The sequence below is a fragment of the Xanthomonas sp. WHRI 1810A genome, from assembly GCF_040202885.1.
GTDB lineage: Bacteria > Pseudomonadota > Gammaproteobacteria > Pseudomonadales > Pseudomonadaceae > Aquipseudomonas.
The window spans coordinates 65,344-86,787 of sequence record NZ_JBEGED010000013.1 but is presented as its reverse complement, the minus strand read 5'-3'; the positions used below and the strand labels follow the sequence as shown (position 1 = coordinate 86,787).

Annotated in this window: 17 protein-coding genes; 13 read left to right on the top strand and 4 right to left on the bottom strand. The window is 58.4% G+C overall.

What is annotated here, in order from left to right; all coding sequences use genetic code 11:
• The first annotated feature begins 744 nt into the window (after positions 1 to 744).
• Together ABQX22_RS19040 and ABQX22_RS19035 are read left to right on the top strand one after the other, a co-directional pair.
• Positions 745 to 942 carry a hypothetical protein gene (locus ABQX22_RS19040; protein ID WP_349801398.1) on the top strand — a complete coding sequence of 66 codons (198 nt, stop codon included), beginning with the start codon at positions 745 to 747 and terminating at the stop codon, positions 940 to 942.
• A 249-nt stretch (positions 943 to 1,191) separates the two neighbouring features.
• On the top strand, positions 1,192 to 2,667 hold the full coding sequence (locus ABQX22_RS19035; protein ID WP_349801397.1) for an inorganic phosphate transporter: 1,476 nt from the start codon (positions 1,192 to 1,194) through the stop codon (positions 2,665 to 2,667).
• Positions 2,668 to 2,783: 116 nt separating this feature from the next.
• Here the strand turns inward: ABQX22_RS19035 and ABQX22_RS19030 are convergent, their stop codons facing one another.
• Positions 2,784 to 4,268, bottom strand: coding sequence for a helicase HerA-like domain-containing protein (locus ABQX22_RS19030; protein ID WP_349801396.1), 1,485 nt, complete (start codon positions 4,266 to 4,268; stop codon positions 2,784 to 2,786).
• Positions 4,269 to 4,489: 221 nt separating this feature from the next.
• Between ABQX22_RS19030 and ABQX22_RS19025 the strand changes: the two genes are divergently transcribed.
• Genes ABQX22_RS19025 through ABQX22_RS19015 form a run of 3 tightly spaced genes read left to right on the top strand, consistent with a single transcriptional unit; the run spans position 4,490 to position 7,384 of the window.
• Entirely contained in the window at positions 4,490 to 5,602 is a 1,113-nt protein-coding gene (locus tag ABQX22_RS19025; protein ID WP_349801395.1) for a glycosyltransferase family 4 protein, read from the top strand.
• Positions 5,595 to 6,392, top strand: coding sequence for a polysaccharide deacetylase family protein (locus tag ABQX22_RS19020; protein WP_349801394.1), 798 nt, complete (start codon positions 5,595 to 5,597; stop codon positions 6,390 to 6,392). The genes ABQX22_RS19025 and ABQX22_RS19020 overlap by 8 nt, the downstream gene beginning before the upstream one ends.
• A complete protein-coding gene (locus ABQX22_RS19015; protein ID WP_349801393.1) occupies positions 6,389 to 7,384 on the top strand; it encodes a lysylphosphatidylglycerol synthase transmembrane domain-containing protein in 996 nt (331 codons plus the stop codon). Before ABQX22_RS19020 ends, ABQX22_RS19015 begins: the two co-directional genes overlap by 4 nt.
• On the opposite strand, the gene ABQX22_RS19010 is transcribed toward ABQX22_RS19015, so the two are convergent.
• A complete protein-coding gene (locus ABQX22_RS19010) occupies positions 7,385 to 7,579 on the bottom strand; it encodes a hypothetical protein (RefSeq protein ID WP_349801392.1) in 195 nt (64 codons plus the stop codon).
• Between the two features lie 31 nt (positions 7,580 to 7,610).
• Complete coding sequence (gene purU / locus ABQX22_RS19005) at positions 7,611 to 8,462, bottom strand: formyltetrahydrofolate deformylase (RefSeq protein ID WP_349801391.1); 852 nt, start codon at positions 8,460 to 8,462, stop codon at positions 7,611 to 7,613.
• A 345-nt stretch (positions 8,463 to 8,807) separates the two neighbouring features.
• Here purU and mvaT point away from each other — a divergent pair, with 345 nt between their 5' ends.
• A complete protein-coding gene (gene mvaT, locus ABQX22_RS19000) occupies positions 8,808 to 9,188 on the top strand; it encodes a histone-like nucleoid-structuring protein MvaT (RefSeq protein ID WP_349801390.1) in 381 nt (126 codons plus the stop codon).
• Positions 9,189 to 9,287: 99 nt separating this feature from the next.
• Here mvaT and sbcB read toward each other — a convergent pair whose 3' ends face one another.
• Positions 9,288 to 10,718, bottom strand: coding sequence for an exodeoxyribonuclease I (sbcB, locus tag ABQX22_RS18995; RefSeq protein ID WP_349801389.1), 1,431 nt, complete (start codon positions 10,716 to 10,718; stop codon positions 9,288 to 9,290).
• Between the two features lie 257 nt (positions 10,719 to 10,975).
• On the opposite strand from sbcB, the gene ABQX22_RS18990 reads away from it, so the two are divergent.
• From ABQX22_RS18990 to ABQX22_RS18960, 7 genes are all read left to right on the top strand, one after another.
• Positions 10,976 to 12,673, top strand: a complete 1,698-nt coding sequence (locus ABQX22_RS18990) for a stage II sporulation protein M (RefSeq protein WP_349801388.1) — start codon at positions 10,976 to 10,978, stop codon at positions 12,671 to 12,673.
• Positions 12,660 to 14,258 (top strand): DUF4129 domain-containing protein, encoded by a 1,599-nt coding sequence (locus ABQX22_RS18985; RefSeq protein ID WP_349801387.1) that lies wholly within the window; start codon positions 12,660 to 12,662, stop codon positions 14,256 to 14,258. The genes ABQX22_RS18990 and ABQX22_RS18985 overlap by 14 nt, the downstream gene beginning before the upstream one ends.
• Positions 14,255 to 15,472, top strand: coding sequence for a DUF4350 domain-containing protein (locus ABQX22_RS18980; RefSeq protein WP_349801386.1), 1,218 nt, complete (start codon positions 14,255 to 14,257; stop codon positions 15,470 to 15,472). Before ABQX22_RS18985 ends, ABQX22_RS18980 begins: the two co-directional genes overlap by 4 nt.
• A gap of 140 nt (positions 15,473 to 15,612) precedes the next feature.
• A complete protein-coding gene (locus ABQX22_RS18975; protein ID WP_349801385.1) occupies positions 15,613 to 16,758 on the top strand; it encodes a tyrosine-type recombinase/integrase in 1,146 nt (381 codons plus the stop codon).
• On the top strand, positions 16,758 to 18,437 hold the full coding sequence (locus tag ABQX22_RS18970; protein WP_349801384.1) for a hypothetical protein: 1,680 nt from the start codon (positions 16,758 to 16,760) through the stop codon (positions 18,435 to 18,437). Before ABQX22_RS18975 ends, ABQX22_RS18970 begins: the two co-directional genes overlap by 1 nt.
• Positions 18,434 to 20,314, top strand: coding sequence for a hypothetical protein (locus tag ABQX22_RS18965; protein WP_349801383.1), 1,881 nt, complete (start codon positions 18,434 to 18,436; stop codon positions 20,312 to 20,314). Before ABQX22_RS18970 ends, ABQX22_RS18965 begins: the two co-directional genes overlap by 4 nt.
• Complete coding sequence (locus ABQX22_RS18960) at positions 20,311 to 20,739, top strand: hypothetical protein (RefSeq protein ID WP_349801382.1); 429 nt, start codon at positions 20,311 to 20,313, stop codon at positions 20,737 to 20,739. The genes ABQX22_RS18965 and ABQX22_RS18960 overlap by 4 nt, the downstream gene beginning before the upstream one ends.
• The last annotated feature ends 705 nt before the right edge of the window (positions 20,740 to 21,444 follow it).

Genomic DNA, 21,444 nt, shown 5'->3' with positions numbered 1-21,444 from the left:
GACTGGGCGATAATCGCCGTTGACCCGTCGCGACGATGCTTATACCTTTCACACGCCAGATGTGGCTTCTTGGAAATACTGGTCAGGTACCCACTGAGAAGTCCAAGGCACGGCCTTGCTAACCGCGAGGCCGTTTTTTCTTCCGCCCTTGTCATTTCAAGGCATCGCAAACTTCGCGATGTATAGAAACCGACACAATTATCAAAATATTTTCAACGCCCGATTTCAGATGAAAATATGTCGTCAGAAATCTGTCTGCGGCCGTCTGTGGTTTTATTAACAAGTTCTGCCAAATTTTTGCCCTCCTTAACTTCGGAATATTCGTACAAGAAAACACTTCCCTTCCGAACATATTGAATGGCACGAACATGGGCAGTTGACACTTTCAATGGTCTTGGAGATAGTAGCGATCAATTGACGCGCTATAACGCTGCGACTTGATCCGGTCACCCCATCAAGGGCGGATCCGGTTACGCCTCGCCCGCACCCTTAACGAGCATCGCGCAGCGATAGACAGGCCAGAAGCCTGGTCAATCTGCCAGTAGACTGGCAACCCGAAAAAAAGAATGCCGCTACGACAGATATGTTTTTCTGGTGCTCGTAGCCGCAGTGGCAGAAGTGATTAATTCCCAGGTAGTAAGCGCTTCATGCGCAGTTGTCCAACAGCCCTGTTGCCAACAACGACCCACACTTCTCACCGCTGCGTCGTCACCGGAATCCATTCAAATTAAATAAGGTCATACCGTGACAAAAGACGAACTGCGCGAGGAATTAGAGCGCCAGGAACAACGTTACAAGGATGTATACGGCGGGGAAATCACCACCTACGCCGCGCAACCAGAGCCGGAGCGCAAACCCTGGCGCAAAAGAGCAAGCCTGCTGGATCAAGCGTTTCAGCAAGAGCTGCAAAAGATGGAAAAAGAGCTCAAAGAAGAGCCGTGAAGCCTTCTCGAGCCGTCCATGAATGCCGCGTTTAACGATCAGTAGCACTTTTTACCCGGTTCAGCCAAAGCTCCCGTTTCAGCTATTGTTGATTCGAAGGCGCTCGCAATTGGCTCCCTGACAGGAAGTCAACAGGTGTGTGGGCCTGAAAATTCGTTGCAGGTTGCTACCAATTAGCAGCGTGCCTATCGATATGTTTTTTTTCTGTCATAATCCCGCCCCCTCTAATACCGGGTCAGAAAACCTTCCATGATCGATTTATTCAGCGGCCTGGATGCTTGGGTAATTGTGAGCCTGGTGCTCGCCCTGGCGTTCGTGCTCACCTTCGAGTTCATCAACGGCTTTCATGACACCGCAAACGCGGTGGCGACAGTCATCTACACCAAAGCCATGCCGCCGCATCTGGCCGTGTTCTTTTCCGGCGTGTTCAACTTCCTCGGGGTGTTGCTTGGCGGTGTAGGTGTCGCGTACGCCATCGTTCACCTGCTGCCGGTCGAGCTGCTGATCAACGTCAACACCGGTCACGGATTGGCGATGGTGTTCTCTTTGCTGGCGGCCGCCATTACCTGGAACCTCGGCACCTGGTACTTCGGCATCCCCGCTTCCAGCTCCCATACCTTGATTGGCTCGATCCTGGGCGTTGGCCTGGCGAATGCGCTGATCAACGATATTCCACTGGCTGACGGTGTGAACTGGCAAAAGGCAATCGATATCGGCGCGTCGCTGGTGTTCTCGCCCCTGGCAGGCTTTATTGTCGCCGCACTGGGTTTGCTGGCCCTGAAGGCCTGGCGCCCCCTGTCGAACATGCACAAGACGCCCGATCAGCGTCGCAAGAGCAACGACAAAAAGAAGCACCCACCCTTCTGGAATCGCCTGGTGCTGGTCATTTCTGCCATGGCCGTCAGCTTCGTTCACGGTTCCAACGACGGTCAGAAAGGCATTGGCCTGATCATGCTGGTCCTGATCGGTATTGTCCCTGCGCAGTTCGTGCTCGACCTGGGCAGCACGACTTACCAGATCGAACGCACCCGCGATGCCACGCTGCACCTGAGCCAGTTCTACCAGCGCAACAACGCCACGCTGGGCGAATACCTGGCGCTGGGCAAGGCTCAGACCGGCGACCTGCCGGCACGCTTCAGCTGCAACCCTGAACAGACCGAACCCACCATCGACGCGCTGCTGACCAACCTGAAAGGCGTGTCGGACTACCGTGCGATTTCGCCGGATCACCGCATCGAAGTGCGCCGCTACCTGCTGTGCCTGGACGACACGGCGCGCAAGGTCGGCAAGCTGCCGAGCCTGGACGCTCGCGAGAAATCTGACTTGGAGAAGCTGCGCAAGGACCTGACCACCACCACCGAGTACGCGCCGTTCTGGGTGATCTTCGCGGTGGCCCTGGCGCTGGGCATTGGCACCATGGTCGGCTGGAAACGCGTTGTGTTGACCATTGGCGAGAAGATCGGCAAGCAAGGCATGACCTACGCTCAGGGCATGTCGGCACAGATCACCACTGCGTGCGCCATTGCGGCAGCCAACGTGTTCGCCCTGCCGGTCTCGACGACGCACATTTTGTCTTCGGGTGTCGCAGGAACCATGGTCGCCAACAAAAGCGGCCTTCAAGGTGGCACCGTTCGCAACATTCTCCTGGCATGGGTGCTGACGCTGCCAGCCACGGTTGCGCTGTCTGCCGGGCTGTTCTGGCTGGCGTCTATCGTGCTGGCGTAACGGCCTGACCTGTTGGAGCGAGGCTTGCCCGCGAACTGGATCAGCACATTGCTGTTGAAGCTGATTCACAGAAATTCGCGGGCAAGCCTCGCTCCAACAAGACTGATGCAAAAGCTTTACTTACGCTTCTTGCCCGTCCCCAACAACGACCCCATCAAGCCGCGCACCAAATCCCGGCCGATCTGATTGGCCGCTGTGCGCATGGCGCTCTTCATGGCCTGCCCGGCAAGTCCGCCCAAAAATCCTCCTGCCATGTCCGCGAAACCGCCACCCGGCGCTTCTTTTTTTGGTAAATCGCCAGGTTCAGGGGCCACCTTGCGCGCCAGCAACATTTCATACGCAGACTCGCGATCCACAGGCTTGTCATAGCGACCCGCCAGCGGTGACTGAGCGATCAGACCCGCGCGCTCAGCGTCGGTCAACGGCCCGATCCGCGATTGAGGCGGTGCGATCAACACTCGCCTGACGATCTCCGGTGTGCCTTTGTCCTGCAGTGTCCCGACCAGCGCCTCACCGGCGCCCAGTTCAGTCAGCACGCTCAGGGCGTCAAAATCAGGGTTGGGACGAAAGCCGTCTGCCACGGCGCGCAGTGACTTCTGCTCTTTGCTGGTGAAGGCACGCAAGCCGTGTTGTATGCGCAAGCCCAACTGCGCGAGGATGTCATCCGGCAAATCGCTCGGCGACTGGGTGACGAAATACACGCCAACGCCTTTGGAGCGGATCAAGCGCACCACCTGTTCAAGGCGCTCCTGCAACGCCTTCGGGGTGTCAGCAAACAGCAAATGCGCTTCATCAAAAAACAGCGCCAGCAACGGCTTGTCGGCATCGCCACGCTCCGGCAATTGCTCGAACAGTTCAGCCAGCAGCCACAGGAGAAAGGTCGCGTAGACCTTGGGCGCCTCATGCACCAGACGGCTGGCGTCGAGCAAATGAATCCGCCCTCGCCCATCACAGGCCGGCCGCAGAATATCTTCAAGCTGCAATGCCGGCTCGCCGAACAGCGCTTCGGCGCCTTGCTGCTCAAGCACCGCCATGCGCCGAAGCAACGCCTGGCTGGAACCGGTGGTCATCAAGGCGCTGTCTTCGCCCAACAGCTCCGGGTGATCACGCAAATGATTGAGCAGCGCCTTGAGATCCTTGATATCCAGCAACAGCAGACCTTCCCGGTCTGCCACCTTGAACGCGGCGTACAACGTCGACTGCTGGCTGTCGGTCAATTCGAGCAAACTGCCGAGCAGCAACGGGCCCATTTCCGACAGCGTGGTGCGCAAAGGATGTCCGGACTTGCCATGCACATCCCACAAGGTCACGGGATAGGCCTGGGGTCTGTGATTGAGCCACGGCATGCCGGCAATCCGCTCGGCAATCTTGCCTTGGGGGTTACCGGGTGCGCCGAGCCCGCACAGGTCGCCCTTGATGTCAGCGGCGAACACGGCGACCCCGGCATCGCTGAACGCCTCGGCCAGACGCTGAAGGGTCACTGTTTTCCCCGTGCCCGTGGCCCCGGCGATCAGCCCGTGGCGGTTCGACAGTCGCAACGCTTGCCCCACCGGTAGGCCATCGAGACTGGCGCCAAGAACAATCTGTTGTGAATCCGGCATGTCATCCCCCGTTGATTGATGGATCGCTCACAGCCCGTGGCTGCGTGCATGAGCGCAACACTGTCCTGCCTCACCCACGACGTGCGAAGCCAGGACGCCTCTTCACTCTAGCCGACGCCTCTGCAGGCCGCGAAATGCAGCCACCGCCCGTGCCGTGGTAACGAACAACTATTCTTGTGAGTGGTCAACCAAAGGACCACAAAACCGGAGGGATGCTCATCGTGCACATCGCTGACATGACCATGTTTTACGCCCCGGCCAGTGGCGGCGTGCGCACCTATCTGGATGCCAAGCATTGTCGGCTGGGTCGCCACCCCGGCGTTCGACACAGCCTGTTGATTCCCGGCGCCAGTCTGAGCAATGTCGATGGCGTCTATAAAGTCCCGGCCCCCGCCGTGCCGTTCGGCAATGGCTACCGCTTCCCCCTGCGCCTGGCACCCTGGCGCAACGTGATCAAAGACCTGCAACCGGACCTGATCGAGGTGGGCGATCCGTACCTGACCGCGTGGGCCGCGATCGACGCACGTCGCCAACTGGATGTCCCGGTCATCGGCTTCTACCACTCCGACCTGCCGTTGCTGGTGAGTAACCGCATCGGGACCTGGCTGGGAACAAACGTCGAAGGCTACGTCGCCAAACTCTATCGTCACTTCGACCGCGTCCTCGCACCCAGCACCGTGATGGCCGAAAAGCTCGTGCGACTAGGCGTCGATAACGTCTATGTGCAGCCGCTGGGTGTGGATCTGGCGACGTTCAATCCCGCCAGACGCGATCCGGGATTGAAGGCCCGGCTTGGGGTCAGCGAGGACACTCGACTGTTGATCTTCGCCGGGCGCGGTTCCCGCGAAAAAAATCTCCCGGTGTTGCTGGAGTGCATGAAGAGCTTAGGCCACCGCTATCATTTATTGCTGGTTGGCTCCCACATGCCTGCCGCCGTACCCGGTAATGTGTCGGTCATCGATCATTTCCGTCCCGTTCACGAAGTCGCACGTCTGCTGGCAAGCGCTGATGCCCTGGTGCATGCGGGGGATCAGGAAACCTTCGGGCTGGTGATTCTGGAGGCCATGGCCAGTGGACTCCCGGTGGTGGCGGTCGCGGCCGGAGCGTTCACGGAAATCGTCCCGGCCCCGTGCGGGCTGTTATGCCAGCCCAACGACGCACGCGCCATGGCCGCGGCAGTACGTGAGCTGTTCAGCGGCGATGTTGTGGGAAAAGGCCGCGCGGCACGTAGCCATGTGGAGCATAACTACGCGTGGGACACAGTCGTTTCCGGTTTGCTTGGACACTATCGGGCCGTGCTCGGCGGATCAGCAACGGTGCGCGCCCATGGCTGAAGCCACACAATCGGGATCCACCGCGAATCAGCCGCCCAGCGTGATGCTGGTGCTGCACGATGTCGCGCCGGAAACGTGGGACGATTACCATGCCTTCGTTCAGGCCGTCGACGCCATGGGACACATCCCCATTACCTGGCTGGTGGTGCCTGATTTCCACAAGCGCAGCGCGGTCTCGGCCGACACGAATTTCCAGCGCCATATGCATCGCCGCCTCGAACGGGGTGATGAACTGGCGCTGCACGGTTATCATCACTGCGACGACGGACCCAGACCGGGCAATCCACACGAGTACTTCATGCGCCGTATCTATACCTGGGAAGGCGAGTTCTACGGCCTCGACCAGCAGCAGGCCTTGCAAAAACTGGAGGCGGGCATCGAGGTCTTCAGACACCATGACTGGCCTCTGCACGGTTTCGTTGCACCAGCCTGGTTGATGAGCCGTGGGACGCGCGAGGCGTTGCGCAGCTTGCCGCTGGACTACACCAGCGACCCGGGGCACCTTTTTACCCTGCCGGATTTCACCGCGTACCCGGCACCGGGCATCGTCTGGAGCGCAGGCAGCGCCTGGCGTCGAGGGCTTTCGAAGTTGATCAGTGATCATCGCGAAGCACGGCTCGAACACGCCGCTACACTGCGCCTGGGCTTACACCCCGTGGACATGCGCCACGAATTTTCCCGCACTTACTGGTTGAATATTTTGCAGCGATTGATTGAACAAGGCCGCACCCCCGTGACCAAATTTGCCTGGCTTAGCGCCCGGGCGTCCAGCGTGAGGTCCGCCGCGTGAAGCGACTTGCATGGCTTGTCGCTGCGTTGCTGATGGCGTTGTTGATTCCGATGTTCATGGGTGGCACGGACATGTTCCAGCGTCTGCGCGCCTTCCCCGCCGATTTGCTGTTGATCATGTTTGGCATGGTATTGGTGGGCTGGTGTTGCAACACCGCCCGTCTGCGCCTGCTGCTGGGGGACAGCGCCCAGAACGTGAGTGTGCCCAGAAGCCTTGCCGTGGTGATGGCCACCGAATTTGCCTACAGCGCGACGCCCGGGGGCAGCGGTGCGCCGTTGACGCTGGTGGCGTTGTTGTCGCGCAGTGGCATCGGCCCTGCAAAAAGTACTGCCGCTTTCGCCACCGATCAGCTCATGGACCTGGTGTTTTTCCTGTTGGCCCTGATCGGCATTCTGATCTACGCGCTGTTCCACAACCTCAGCGAACGGCTTGAATGGATGCTGATCCTCAGTGCATTACTGATCGGGGCAGGACTGGTGGTGTGCGCCGGCTTTGCCCGTTATCACCGACGGATCATCCTGTTCAACGGCATGGTGCTCAAGCGCTTCAACACCAAGGCCATGACGCGTACGCGTTGGGCGCGCAAGCTGCTGCACTTTCGCGATGCGCTGGCTGATACCTGGAAAATGCCCCATCGCACGTTGTTCAAGGTGTTCGTCCTGACGTGTGCACATTGGGGGCTTCGTTACAGCGTGCTGTACCTGACGCTGCAAGGGCTGGGTGCGGATATTCAGTGGGCTTGGACGTTCCTGGTGCAGATGCTGTCGCTGAGCGCGGGCCAATTCAGCCTGTCGCCGGGCGGCGCGGGCACTGCAGAACTCACGTCCGCCGCGCTGTTGGCGCCCATGGTAGGGAAATCTACTGCAGCGGCCGCCATTTTGATCTGGCGGGCGGTGACGTATTACTTCTATCTGGTGGCCGGTGGGCCGGTCTTTTTCCTGATGGTCGGCCGCCCGCTGCTTAACAAGCTGATGCGCATGAAACAGGCCTGATCAATCGTCCTGCTTGTCGTGCGCCGGGTCCGGCTTGATGCTCGAAGGCTGCTGCAGTTGCTCCCATAGCTCGGCAGCGCCTTCGAACTCGGCGCCGTCTTCAGGGGTCAACGCGTCAACGTCATAACGGCTCAGGCAACCTTCGCCCACGGTAGGCGGGGCATTGGAAACGGCCTTGTCGAGCGGGTCAGTCATGAGCAAGTCTCCCCTTTCAAGCGCCTGAAGCTTAGTCGAACACAACCGTCTTGTTGTCGTGCACCAGCACGCGATCTTCCAGATGCGCACGCAGGCCACGGGCCAACACCATTTTCTCTACATCACGACCAAACCGGACCATGTTTTCGATGCTGTCGCGATGGCTGACGCGCACCACGTCCTGCTCGATGATCGGGCCGGCGTCCAGCTCTTCGGTCACGTAATGACAGGTCGCGCCGATCAGCTTCACGCCGCGCAGCGATGCCTGATGGTACGGCTTGGCACCGACAAAGGACGGCAGGAAACTGTGGTGGATGTTGATGACCTGGTGCGCGTACTCACGGCACAACGCCGGCGGCAGAATCTGCATGTAACGCGCCAGTACAACCACGTCCGCCTCATGCTGCTTGACCAGGCGTGACACTTCGGCAAATGCCGGTTCTTTGTCAGCCGGGTTCACCGGGACATAGTGATAGGCAATGTTGTGCCATTCCACCATGCTGCGCAGGTCTTCATGGTTGGAGATAACGCAGGCGATTTCACAATCAAGTTCATCGCTGTGCCAGCGGTGCAGCAAGTCAGCCAGGCAGTGAGATTCGCGACTGGCCATCAGCACTACCCGCTTCTTCTGGTCCGAGTCAGTGATGCGCCAGTCCATCGAAAACTCTTCAGCGATCGGCCTGAATGCCTCGCGCAGGGCGTCCAGATCAAGCGGTAAGGTATCGGCCCGAATCTCGTGGCGCATGAAGAACCAGCCGCTGAGGTTGTCCGAGTGATGGCTCGCTTCGGTGATCCAACCGTTGTAGGCCGCCAGAAAGTTACTGACTTTGGCAACGATACCGACACGGTCCGGGCAGGCAATCACCAGACGAAAAGTGCGCATTGGGGTAACTCCAGAACTTCGCAAGGGCGGCTATTCTAGCGATTACCTGCTGGCTGTGCAGTATTCGAATGCATTGACCGGGAACCCGCGCAACGCGCGATCATCCAGCCGTGCATGCGGTAAAGCCTGCGCCCGATTGATGGCGCCATAAAAAACGCGACAACACCCATTAATATTCATGAAAAAAATCTGTGAATGCACGGTTGTATTTAGTGTTAGGAGTATTGCCCGGATGACTATTTCGAATAGACGGCAAATAAAGATTCCTTAAACGTTTACTTGCACAAACTCTGTGACTATTATTGCGCCCATGCACCCTGCACATCACAACATAAGGTCATCCTCATGTCCCTGATCAACGAATACCGCGCAACAGAAGAAGCCATCAAAGAACTGCAAGCCCGTCTGCAAAATCTTCAACAAGACGACAAGCTGCAGAATGAACTCGAGTTCGAGGGCAAATTGCGCACCCTGATGGGTGAATATCAGAAGTCCCTGCGCGATATCATCGCGTTGCTGGACCCAGAGTCCAAAGTTAACAAAGCACCGCGTGGCGCGCCGGTAAAAACTACCGGCACCAAACGTGCTCGCAAAGTAAAGCAGTACAAAAACCCGCACAACGGCGAAATCATCGAAACCAAAGGCGGCAACCACAAGACGTTGAAAGAGTGGAAAGCCAAATGGGGCGGTGACGAAGTGGAAGGCTGGGCAACGTTGCTGGGTTGATACCCAACTATCAGGGCCCTCGGTTGTGCAGAAACGTACGACTCAAGAAAAACGCCAGCCTGCTGGCGTTTTTTTCGTCCCGAACTTGCCTGTCGCCCCTTACAGGCCAAGACGTGCGCGTAACTGCTCGACGTAATCCTGCCACTGCCCCAGCACCTTGAGCTGAGCGGGCGTGGCGGTCAGCGACGCCGCAATCAGGGCCTTGGTAAAGTCCTTGATCGTATTGGGGGCACCGGCCAACGGGTCGGTCAGACGCGTCCGACAAAAGTTCAGCCAGCGAACCTGTTCGGCATCGTTCAGGGTTTCGGCGAAGTTGCGGGCGCGATAACGAAATAACAACTCGGGCAAGCGCTCATCATCGAAAGGCCATGGATCGCTGGCTAATTGCTGAGGCTCCGCCGTCCGCACTTTTTCACAAAGTCCACGGTCGCGGTCGTTGATAAAGCCGTCATATAACTGCTGCTCAGGGTCTTCACTGGAAGAAAAGTCGTCAGGGGCATAAACGGATTTCAACTTGTCCTGCCACAACGCTTGCCCTTCATTGAGACGTTGTACACGTTCCTTATAGACGTCCATGTCCAGTTGCAAACGCTGACGATCCTCTTCGCGCAGCACGCTTAAAGGCGCAACAACCGGGCATTTGTTTATATGCAGCAACTTGAGCGGGACCGGTAATTCATCATCGGCCAGCTCATCACGTCGGGTATATAAGCGGCGGCGCAGCGTTTCGTGTGCCTCATCTAACAGCGGTGCGTGATCAAGATGAAGGTCACACACGATCAACGCGTTCTTGTTGGTCGGGTGCCAGGCCAGCGGCAATACCACGCCTAAATAACTTCGTGCTGCGGAAAAACGTCCTGATATATGGACCAGCGGTTGCATCAGGCGGATTTGCTCCTGCACCTTGTGCTTACTTCGCAGCTGAAAAAGGTAATCGTAAAGCCTGGGCTGTTTATCCCGGATCAAGCGGGCAAGCGCGATCGTGGCTCGCACGTCGGACAGTGCATCGTGCGCATGACCATGATCAATCCCGTTGGCCGCCGTGAGCCGTTCCAGCTTGAGTGTCACCCGGCCGTCTTCTTCGGGCCAGACAATGCCTTCCGGGCGCAAGGCGTAGGCGGTACGCACCACGTCGATCAAGTCCCAGCGGCTGTTGCCCCCCTGCCATTCCCGGCCATAGGGGTCGAAGAAGTTGCGGTAGAGGCTGTAGCGCGTCATTTCGTCATCGAAACGCAGGCTGTTGTACCCGGCACCACAGGTCCCGGGGGCCGACAGTTCGCCGTGTACCCGGGTCATGAAATCAGCTTCGCACAGCCCTTTCTCGGCAAGGCGTTCCGGCGTGATGCCGGTGACCAGGCATGCCGCCGGATGCGGGAGTATGTCGTCACTGGGCTGGCAATAAAGATTGATAGGGTCAGCGATCTCGTTGAGCTGATCGTCCGTGCGAATACCTGCGACCTGCAGCGGTCGGTCATTGCGCGGATTGATCCCGGTGGTTTCGTAGTCGTACCAGAAGATGCTTGAGGTCACGGGCTGATCCTGAACAGAAGTCGGGCAAAGTCTATCAGATGACTCGAACGGGACTCTGTAGGAAGGCCACCCCAGTCGGCTGACGAAAACAGTGTCTGTGGGCGGCGGACTTTGCTGTAGGCACCCACCGCCGTGTACAGAAGCATTTTCTTACATCCACCGTGCGCAGCGTCCGGTTGCTTAGCTGACCCGCGGTGGCTAGCATCAACTTCCCCACCCTCTGGCGTACCTCTCTGACAATGTCCTCGACCCGTGCTGTGCCCACGCACGCTGCGCAGCCTGCGCCGCTGGATACCCGCATCCGCATGGAAACCCCCGAAGGCATCGACCTGCTGCTGCGTCCGGCCGGTCTCGTCCCCAGAGCCGTGGCGTTCAGCATCGATCTGCTGATCCGCGTCGTGATACTTGCCCTGCTGTTTACGCTGCTGCGGCCCTTCGAAAAGTTCGGCATGGGCCTGGGAGCTCTGGCGTTATTTCTGGTCACCTGGTGGTACATGGTGCTGTTCGAGGTGCTGAATCAGGGACGCTCCCCCGGCAAAGCCATCATGGGGCTGCGGGTCATCCACGACGACGGCACACCCATAGGCTGGTCTGCGTCGCTGCTGCGCAACCTGCTGCGCTTCGTCGACATGCTGCCATTGGGTTACAGCATCGGTGCCTTCGCCTGCCTGCAACACCCCCTGTTCAAACGGCTCGGCGACCTGGCGGCGGGCACGCTGGTGATCCATGGCGATGTCCCGATCAAACGGCCCGACCTGCCCGATGCCGAACCCATGGCTGCGCCGGTGGCCATGACGCTGGACGAGCAGCGCGCGATCCTGTCGTTCGCTGAGCGTCAAACGGCCTTGTCCCCCGCCAGAACCCAGGAACTGGCGACCATCCTCGCCCAGCCGCTGCATCTGGTACCGGAACAGGCGGTCCCGGGGTTGAACCGCATTGCACGGGGCCTGCTGGGTCACGACAGCACGCCAGGCATCCGGCAAAGCCAGTTTGAAACACGCCATCAGCCAGACTGGCAGGCCTTCGCGCAGCGTCTCGACGCGCTGGAGCGCAGCCGCCGTACTGTCGAGGCCAGCGAAAGCTTCGCCGCCGACTACCGGCGCATTTGCCAACAGCTGGCGCTGGCCCAGGAGCGGGGATACAGCAGTCATCTGGTGGACCCGTTGCACCAACTGGCCATGCGCGGTCACCGGCAGTTGTATCGCCACCGCAGCCAGCTGGGTGCGCAGTTGCTCGGTTTCGTCCTGGCCGGATTCCCGAGACTGGTGCGTGCCGAATGGCGGCTGGTGGTAATCGCCGGTCTGTTGTTTTTCGGCAGTCTCATCCTGATGGGCGCGCTGGTGTATGGCTTTCCCGACCTCGTCTACAGCGTCGTGAGTACGGCTCAGGTGGGCGACATGGAAGCCATGTACGACCCGGCCGCGCGGCGCATCGGTCAGGCAGCCGATCGCGGATCGAGCGAAGACTGGATGATGTTCGGTTACTACATCATGCATAACATCGGCATCGGCTTTCAGACCTTCGCCAGTGGCTTGCTCTTTGGTCTGGGGAGCCTGTTCTTCCTGTTCTTCAACGGCCTGATGATTGGCGCCGTGGCCGGGCATCTGACCGGGGTCGGTTACGGCCAGACCTTCTGGTCGTTCGTCGTGGGTCATGGCGCGTTCGAACTCACGGCCATCGCGTTATCGGGCGCAGCCGGTCTGAAGTTGGGGTGGGCACTGCTGGCGCCGGGATCGCTGTCACGCAGCGATGCGCTACGCGTAGCGGCCAGGACCAGCGTTCGCCTGATCGCCGGTGTGACTCTGTTTTTGCTGATCGCCGCATTTATTGAAGCCTATTGGTCATCCATGAGCTGGCCAACACCCTTGACCAAATACCTGGTGGGTGCCGCGCTCTGGGCTGCGGTGGCTGCTTATCTGCTGTTTGCCGGACGGAATGCCCATGCGCCTGACTGATGCCAGCGTCGCCATTCGTCCGCGCACGCCCTGGGAAGCCATGGACCTGGGGATCCTGCTGGCGCAGCAACATCGCCGTCTGCTGATGACCAGTTGGGCCATCGTCACCCTGCCGGTGTTTGCGTTGCTCACGCTTGCGTTCTGGGATTACCCGTCGCTGGCGATATTCCTCTTCTGGTGGTTGAAACCGCTGTATGAACGCCTGTCGTTGCTGATCCTGTCGCAGGCGCTGTTCGGTGCCACCCCTACACTCAAACAAGCGCTGATGGCCTGGCCCCGGGCGCTGAAACCGCAACTGCTGGCGAGCCTGACCTGGCGCCGCTTGAGCATGAGTCGCAGCTTCAAGTTGCCGGTCCAGCAACTCGAAGGGCTCTGCGGGCCGGAGCGGGCGCAACGCATCGCCCTGCTCAGCCAGAACCGACTGCGCGCGGCGCGTTGCCTCACCTCGGTGGGGAGCACATTGGAAATGAGTTTCTGGGCCGGACTGATGGTGCTGTTCTACGCCCTGCTGCCACAGCAGGTCGACATCGACTGGTCGTGGCAAAGCCTGCTGAACGTGGAAGGCGAATGGACCTGGCTCGAACACCTGACCAATGCCTTCTATGCGCTGATACTTATCGTGTGGGGCCCCATCTATGTGGCCTGCGGGTTCACGCTCTACCTTAATCGTCGAACGGAGCTGGAAGCCTGGGACGTTGAACTGGTGTTTCGCCGCCTGCGCCAACGCGTGATGGGTGGCGCCTACGCGTTGCTCCTGGGATGCGCATTTTCACTGACCTTCCACGCCACACCGGCCATGGCGGATGACGGGGTGCCGCCGCCGTTCAGTTGCCCGCTTCCGCCACTGGATCAACCACAGCCCGACGACGCGGTCGCGCCGCCCTCCAGCCCTCGCCTGCTCAGCCAGCCCCTCACCAGCAAGGCGTCAGAAGCCGCCATCAAAGCGGTGCTGGACAACCCGCCGTTCAAAAACCCCACGACCGTTTCCGGCTGGCGCCTTGCGCAGCACCCTGACCACAACGCGGCCGTGAAAACCGGCGACACCCCCACATGGCTGGTCAATCTGGTTCGCAGCCTGTTAGCCATCGGGACGTTGTTTGCCAACGCCATGGAGGTGTTGCTCTGGACCGTCATCGCGGTGTTGTTGATCTGGGTCGCGTGGCGATACCGAAGCTGGGTCAGTGCGTTTGTCAGTCGCCGTGAGGTCAGGAAAGCGCCCCGCCCGTCGACACCACAGCAGCTGTTCGGCCTGCAGGTGGGGGCGCAAAGCCTGCCTGCCGACATCGCGGCCAGCGTTGAGAAGCTCTGGCCACAGCAACCCCGTGAGGCACTGAGCCTGCTCTACCGCGCGCTGCTCAGCCGGCTGATCACCGATTACCAACTGCCGCTCAAGAACGCCGACACCGAGGGCCAGGTGCTGGCGCGAATCGCCACCCTCGGTCAGCCGTCGCTCCAGCAGTTCAGCGAGGCGCTGACCGGCCACTGGCAGAACCTCGCCTACGGCCATCGCCTTCCACCGGCCGAGGCGCAGCAAGCCCTCTGCGATGACTGGCGCCGTTTGTTCGCCAGCAGGCCTTCCGCATGAGCCGCCGCGTGCAGAAGTGGGTCGGTCTGTTGGTGCTGATCGTGATTGCCGCCGCTGGCGTCCTGCTGTTTCAGCGACTGGAACACTATCAGGAGGTCGTCAATCAGGGACCGTCCCCCGAGGCGCGGGCCAATCCCTATCTGGCCGCCGACACGTTCCTGCGTCAACGCTCGGTCCCGGTGAAAGTGATCGAGACCCTGCACGTGCTTCCTGACACCCGGCAGCAGGCACAGACCCTGATGCTTCTGGACAGCCGCGAGCACATGACGCCGGCGGAGGTCGAGCGCGTACTGGCCTGGACCCGCGCCGGCGGGCGCCTGCTGTTCGTTGCCGAGCAACTGTGGGATGAGAACAAAGGCCGCAGCGGTGACCTGTTGCTCGATCAGATAAACATTCGCCAGTTCCTGACCCGGGACCTGCGCGAGCAGGATCGTCGCCGAGAAATGGACATGAACAAGCCGGTGATTCCCCTGAGCCCCGCCGTTCCTGCCCCCGCCGAGACGCCATGGCCGGAGTTGACGCGCCTGTACGTGGAAAACGAAACCGATCCCGCCTATTTGGGTTTTGACCCGGCGTTTCATCTGGATGACCCCGAGGATCAGGCGCAGTCCTGGGCCAACAGCGCCGACGCCACCCACATGCTGCAAATGGTCTACGGCCGAGGACTGATTACCGTCATAACCGATGCCGACCTGTGGAAAACTCGAGCCATCGGCAAATACGACAACGCCTGGCTGCTGTGGTACCTGACCCAGGACAGCGCCGTCACCCAATTGCTGCACACCGAGCACGCTGACCTGTTCAGCCTTATAACGAAGCACTTTCCCCTGGCGCTGACCGCACTGGCCTTGCTGACGCTGTTGGCGCTATGGCGAGCCGGCATGCGCCAGGGCCCCCTGCAGCCAACGCCCGAACGTGCGCGCCGACAACTGACCGAACACCTGCGCGCCAGTGCGGACTTCCTGCTCAGGCGCAAAGGGCAGCAAGCCCTGCTGCGAGCCCTGCAATCGGACATTCTGCGTCGAGCCCGCCAACGCCATCCCGGCTTCGAGGGCCTGGCCGTCGCACAACAATGGCAAGCGCTTGCACAGCTGACCCGCCAACCCACCAGCGCCGTCGGCCAGGCCTTGCGCCCACGTCAGGACCAACGCCTGTCCCGAACCGAATTCACCCGTCAGGTTGCCTACCTGCAAACTCTCAGGAATGCCTTATGATCTGGCGCGTTGTGTCCGTTAGATTGATGTGCTAATAAAGTCAGAGACCTGTCTGGCTGGGTGTGAGGGGCCGCACGAGTAGCCTTCATCCCATTCATGCAGACAAGTAACCGAGTGATTAGTCGACGACAAGGTGATTCATGGAGCTTGTGTGGGGCACCAAGGACTTTGTGATTTCAGGGCAACCGTACCAAGGCTTTCCGATTCTGCTGTGGGATTCGATGGAGAGCTGCACCCAAGCCAATCAGTTCTTCCGCTACTACCTCCTTCGCGGAGACATCGGCTCCAAAGAGTCATGGCCAAGTACCGGACGAGCGCTGTACGACTACTTCAGCTTCCTGCAGGCCCATGATCTTGACTGGCGGGATGTAGATCGCGGTGAGGCCAAGAGCCTTGTAGCCGCCTACAGAGATTACTGCCTAGTGACGTGCCAACTAGCCCGAAACACTACCCGCCAACGGCTGACGTACATATGCAAGTTCTACGAGTTCGCACTGGGGAAAAGCTGGGTGAAGCGTCTACCGTTCGGTCATGAAGAGCGCACCGTGCAGCGTGGATCAACCTTTCTCGAACATATCGATGCAAGCGGAGGCAAAGCTCTTGTGAACGACGTGATGCCGCGCCGTTACAAGGCACTACCCAAGTTTTTGAGCATGGCTCAAGTCAAGTCGCTTCTGGAAGCAATTGAGAATCCGCATCACCGGATCATGGTTCAGCTGGCGTTGCACACCGGTCTGCGACGTAACGAACTTGCTACATTCCCCGTGGCATCGGTTTTTGACCCTGACAAAATTGGGGGAACCGAGCGCAATTTTCGGATCCAGCTTAATCCGCAAGATGGTAACGGGATGGAGACAAAGGGGAGCAAGGAGCGATATATCTGGGTCACCCGCAAGTTCATGTCCAAACTCTATCGCTACGTGTCCAAGGTGCGTGGTGAGCGGTCATCGCTGGGTCAAGACCAAAACGCAATGCTCCTCAACCACCTCGGAGAGCCGTATGGCAGTGCCGGTAAAAGCCTCAATCGGATCATTAAAGAGGCCGGAAAGCGGGCTGGCATCGAAGTCCATGCGCACATGCTTCGTCACACCTACGCAACCCACACTTTGGTCAACCTTCAACGAAATCCTCGGAACGGCCTTGATCCCCTCGTATATCTGCAGCGTCAACTTGGCCACAGTTCAATTCAGACCACCATGGTGTATTTGCATCTGATCGATGAAATAGCCGACAACGCAGTCTTGGCGTATGACGACGAGCTGAACGATATGGCGGAGGCAGGCTAATGGGGAAGCGCAAGTTATTCATCAAGACAGACTTAAGCATCCCCCAAGTCGAGCACAAGATCGACACAGAGGGCAACGTAATCATTCTGCCCGAGGTTATCCCTCCGACGAACACGGTAGTTGCTTTCGCTCGGAACGCCTCCAACACTCGGCGTTTCAATTTTGCTCGATGGTACGGTGCTGGCATCGATGCCATCACCTATGCCTGTCAACGTCAAATAGAGCGTTTCCTGGCAGGGCAGGATGGCGCCCCCTCAGTTGCTACCGTGGCGAGTTATTGCGGTACTGGGTTAGCAAATTTCCTCGACTACTGCCTGCTTCAGGCGTTGGCTTTCGAGCGTAACTTAACGGTAAATGATGTACGCAGACCTTTAATAGACGGTTTTCTCGCCCACCTTTATGGCCGGAGTGCTGCAACTACCGCCCAAAAAAACTATTACTCAAAAACCAAAGCGGTGCTCATGGCCCTCGCGCAACGAGGCATCATATCCGTGGTTGCCTCTGGCGACGAGGCCACCTTCCCGCGCAACCCTTTTCCAAACTCCAACCGTAAAGTCAAAAGCGAGACAGCTTTATCAAAACGAGAGCGGAAAGAATTCGCGGCGGCGTTGCGGCAGGCTACAAAGCCCATATGGTGTGATGGCATAACCCTGACAAGCGACCTACTAGTCTATGCGTTGCTGGTCGTGGCATTGCATACCGGACGAAATGGCACTCCACTGCTGGAAATGGGTCGTGACTGCTTGCGCCCCCATCCCAAAGACGACACGGTCTTCCTAGTGCTATGGAAACGCCGTGGCTATAACGTTAGCAAGGTAGCTCTGCGGGCTGAGTCTAAAGCTGAGCGCGTTTTGGAAGCAATGCCCAGCGTCAGAACCAACGTGGAGCGCCTTATCCGCCGAGTAATGGTGCTGACCGAGCCTTTGGACTCAGAAGCTCCGGACGATCTCAAAGGACGGGTATGGCTGTACCGAAGTCAGGCTAGGAATGCAGTAGGCAAAGTCGCGACGGTGACTTCAATGTCAATGGACAGAAGCATAAGCAGGCTTGTGGATGAATATGGCCTAAAGGATAGTGATGGAAAGCCACTTCGAATCAACCTTTCCCGACTGCGTAAAACCTTCGCCAACCGAATCTTTGACCTGACGGATGGCGATCTCGCCGCCACTGCTTCTGCGCTTGGTAATACCCCCCGAGTAGCCGATCAAAGCTATCTAGCACCAAGCGAAGATGCCCGCCGAAACTGGCGGTTCATGGGGGAAGTATTGGTGCAAGAACTGCTGACGACGACTATAGGCGCGAGCTACAAGAATATCCCACTTGGTCGTTGTGGAGATCCAGTCCACGGTCAGTTCGCCCCAAAACGCGAGGGGGCAACGTGCATGAACTTCATAAATTGTCTGCGCTGTAAGGACTACGCGGTGACCGGCGAAGATCTGTACAAGCTCTTCAGCTTTTACTTCCGAGTACTGGCCGAAAGGTCACGAATGGACAAACGTCGTTGGGCGCGTGAGTACGCCCACATCCCGCGTTTGATTGACCATTACATCGTTGCGGAAGGGCTACGCCGTGGCGCGTTCAAGGCTGCAGCCGTTGACGCCGCTCGCGAGCGCGCCCGTACACAGCCCCACCCGTTCTGGTCGGTTGACCTGATTGCAAGCTTGGAGATCTTTTCATGAGTCACAACATGTCGGAGGAGCTACATCTCCCAGCCATCACCGCTCAGCCGGGAGATGTACGTGGGCTCCCCGAATCAGAGCGCGATAAGCTGATCATCACCGTAACGCAGATCGATGGGCAATGGATCATCCTCAGCCGCTACATCGACGACATCTGGCAGCTTCACGGCTTGCCCAGCAACGTCGTGGCAAGCAAGAGGCAGCTAAATTTCACAATGGTGCCTCCGCCATTTAGGGCTTCGATGAAAGCGATAATCTATCGCTACATGAAACGAGGTCGCCTTGATGGTGATCGGCCTAAAGGCGCGACAATTCGTCGATACTTCGATAATGCAATCCCTTTCCTGAGGTATCTAGATAGGCTTGGAATTGATCGTTTAGGGGCGGTAACGGCTTTGATTGCAGCAGCGTATGTCGCGGCCTGCAAGGCTCACAGGATCGCCAAATCTAATAAGCCGCTCCTGCCAGAAACACTTGTAGCGCGTTACACGACCGTAGAGGCGATTTATGAGCTTAGCCAGTACACGGACGACAAGATGCCTCACCATCCATGGCCAGAAACCTCCGCAAGAGCTATGGCCGGTGCTATCGGAATATCCTGTGGTGGAAAAACGCCACTAATCCCCGATGACGTTTTCTGCAGGGTGTTCGAACGGGCTCATCAACAAGTCGAGCGCGGCAAGCTAATGCTCGACCTGCGAGATGGTCTTGACGCAGTTGCAGCAGAGCGCAAAGACCTAAAAAGTAGGGCTGTGTACGACGCAAAAAATAGGTATTTGCATTCTATGGGCTGGACAGGCGGGGTAAAAACCTTCAGTAAGTCAGTCCTAGAACTGCGCACATCATGCTATATCGTCCTTGCGAGCACCTCAGGCTGCCGAAATCAGGAGCTAACCAACGTGCAGTCGGGGGCGCACCGCCGCACTGAGGACGATGAGGGGACGATTTATCACTGGATGCGTTCTATTTCAGAAAAAACCGATGCAGGAATTCATGACTGGATGATCCCAGAGGTGGGGGTGCGCGCCATCCGCATCATGGAGCGCTGGGCTGTGCCTTACCAGTCGATGATCGCCAGCGAAATTATCCAACGACGTCGCATTAACCCGCAGGATCCGGAGATTGCTGAGGCTTACAAACATCGTAATTCTCTTTTCCTGGGTGTCAACTCAGTTGGGAACAATCAAGTCCGCACAGTTAGCAACGTCAGTTGGGATGGCCTATTAAAAGCATTCGCTAAGGCAAGCGGGTTGAGTTGGAGCCTCGCCAGCCACCAATTCCGGCGAAAATTTGCTAACTATGCCGCGCACAGTCGCTTCGGTGACCTGCGCTATCTGAAGGAGCATTATGCCCACTGGTCGCTAGACATGACCCTCGGCTACGCCATGGATGATAGCTGGGGACAGCACCTGGATCTTGAGTTGTACAACGAAATTCAGGGAGAGCTGGAAGATATCAAGTTTGGCGTCGTCGACAACTGGATCGGCGATGAAGTCTTGGCAGGAGGTTATGGACATGGAATCAAGCAATGGCAACGGGAGCCACAGAACTTGCTCATCTTCAAGGATCATGCCTCTATGTTGAAGTCCATCTCAGAGAGCACAGCTATCCGCAGCAATGGCCACGCTTGGTGTACGGCAGACAACAACGGCTGCGTTGGCAATACCCTTGAACGAACCCGCTGTAGTGGTTGCGACCAGTCCGTAATCGGGATTACCCACGTGCCTATCTACCAGCGGCTCTACGAGGAATTGAATGGGCTGCGGCACTGCAAAGACATCGGTGAAGGAGGCCGCCAACGCGTTGAGCGCGACCTGAACCGCTGCCGGGACGTACTAGTGCAGCTGGGCATGCCTCCTGAGGCGCTGACGAAATGAAGAGCAAGAACAATATAGCGAACTACAAGCCTGCGGTAGATCGAGAAAAGGATCTCAAGCTGGCCATCTACCGTATCGAAAACGGGCGCGCCCATACCAAGGCAGCCAAAATGACCATCGCTAGCGTCGCCCGTGAGGCTGGCGTATCGACGGCGTTGATCCACAATTACTATCCTAAGATTGCGGAGGCTATACGGGAGAAGCAGGGGCGATCAAGTCGAGCCATGCGGGATGTCAAACACCAAGACCTGATCGCAGAACGACAAAAGTCCGTGAGCTACCGCCATGAGATTGAGGAGTTGCGGGCCAAGGTCGCCAGTATCGCATCCATCAATGAGGTGCTGCTGGACGAAAATCAGATGCTCAAGGCTAAGCTGAAAGATAGAAGCGTAGTGGAGTTGGTTACATCACACCCTCGCAGGTAAGTAGCTGTAAGCCTAAAAAATTATCGTGTAAACCTCGTCGATTTACATGCTGAAAAGGTTTACACCCTGCGACTTCTGATTGGCGTGGGAAGGAATAAAACTCTGTACAGGCATCTTTCAATGCTTGTCCGGGCAGCTCAACTTCGTGACCAGACGCTAAAAGACGATGGTGTCCACCTTATTGATCTGTAAGCGTTTGGCCAACACATCTTGATAACCAAAGCCTGCGGGGGCGGCCACTACCTAATTAGGTTAACCCGGCAGTGCTGTGGCTAGCTTCGGTTATCGTGGTGGTACAACGACTACGTACTGCAACGTAGTGCCTACGTACTGGGGTTGGTACCAGCTGCTTCCGCACTGTTGATAGCTGATACCGTTGACCAAAACCGGGACGCACGATTTGGGCACTGACGCCACTGCAGTACCGATAGCCACAGCGGTTGCGGTAGTTGCACCTATCACTGCTGCTGTCGCCCAAGGGTGATACCAGTCATCTGAATGAGGTGGCGGTGGCGGGGCCGGAGGATGAGGTGGAGGTGGCGGCGGCCCAGTAGGATGGGGTGGAGGTGGGCCCGGCTGCGGCCCTGGCCCCGGAGGATGCGGCTGAGCTGGCCCTTGCCCGGAAGGATGCGGCGACGGCGCTGGGTGAGGCGGCGGCGCACCAGCAAAGTGATGCGGTGCGGCCCCGCCCCCAGGGTGCGCAGG

Excerpts from the sequence above, each read along its gene's own strand:
- ABQX22_RS19035 (WP_349801397.1), top strand. The coding sequence starts at position 1,192 with ATGATCGATTTATTCAGCGGCCTGGATGCTTGGGTAATTGTGAGCCTG.
- ABQX22_RS19030 (WP_349801396.1), bottom strand. The coding sequence starts at position 4,268 with ATGCCGGATTCACAACAGATTGTTCTTGGCGCCAGTCTCGATGGCCTA.
- ABQX22_RS19020 (WP_349801394.1), top strand. The coding sequence starts at position 5,595 with ATGGCTGAAGCCACACAATCGGGATCCACCGCGAATCAGCCGCCCAGC.
- ABQX22_RS19010 (WP_349801392.1), bottom strand. The coding sequence starts at position 7,579 with ATGACTGACCCGCTCGACAAGGCCGTTTCCAATGCCCCGCCTACCGTG.
- purU (WP_349801391.1), bottom strand. The coding sequence starts at position 8,462 with ATGCGCACTTTTCGTCTGGTGATTGCCTGCCCGGACCGTGTCGGTATC.
- mvaT (WP_349801390.1), top strand. The coding sequence starts at position 8,808 with ATGTCCCTGATCAACGAATACCGCGCAACAGAAGAAGCCATCAAAGAA.
- ABQX22_RS18985 (WP_349801387.1), top strand. The coding sequence starts at position 12,660 with ATGCGCCTGACTGATGCCAGCGTCGCCATTCGTCCGCGCACGCCCTGG.
- ABQX22_RS18980 (WP_349801386.1), top strand. The coding sequence starts at position 14,255 with ATGAGCCGCCGCGTGCAGAAGTGGGTCGGTCTGTTGGTGCTGATCGTG.
- ABQX22_RS18975 (WP_349801385.1), top strand. The coding sequence starts at position 15,613 with ATGGAGCTTGTGTGGGGCACCAAGGACTTTGTGATTTCAGGGCAACCG.
- ABQX22_RS18970 (WP_349801384.1), top strand. The coding sequence starts at position 16,758 with ATGGGGAAGCGCAAGTTATTCATCAAGACAGACTTAAGCATCCCCCAA.
- ABQX22_RS18965 (WP_349801383.1), top strand. The coding sequence starts at position 18,434 with ATGAGTCACAACATGTCGGAGGAGCTACATCTCCCAGCCATCACCGCT.
- ABQX22_RS18960 (WP_349801382.1), top strand. The coding sequence starts at position 20,311 with ATGAAGAGCAAGAACAATATAGCGAACTACAAGCCTGCGGTAGATCGA.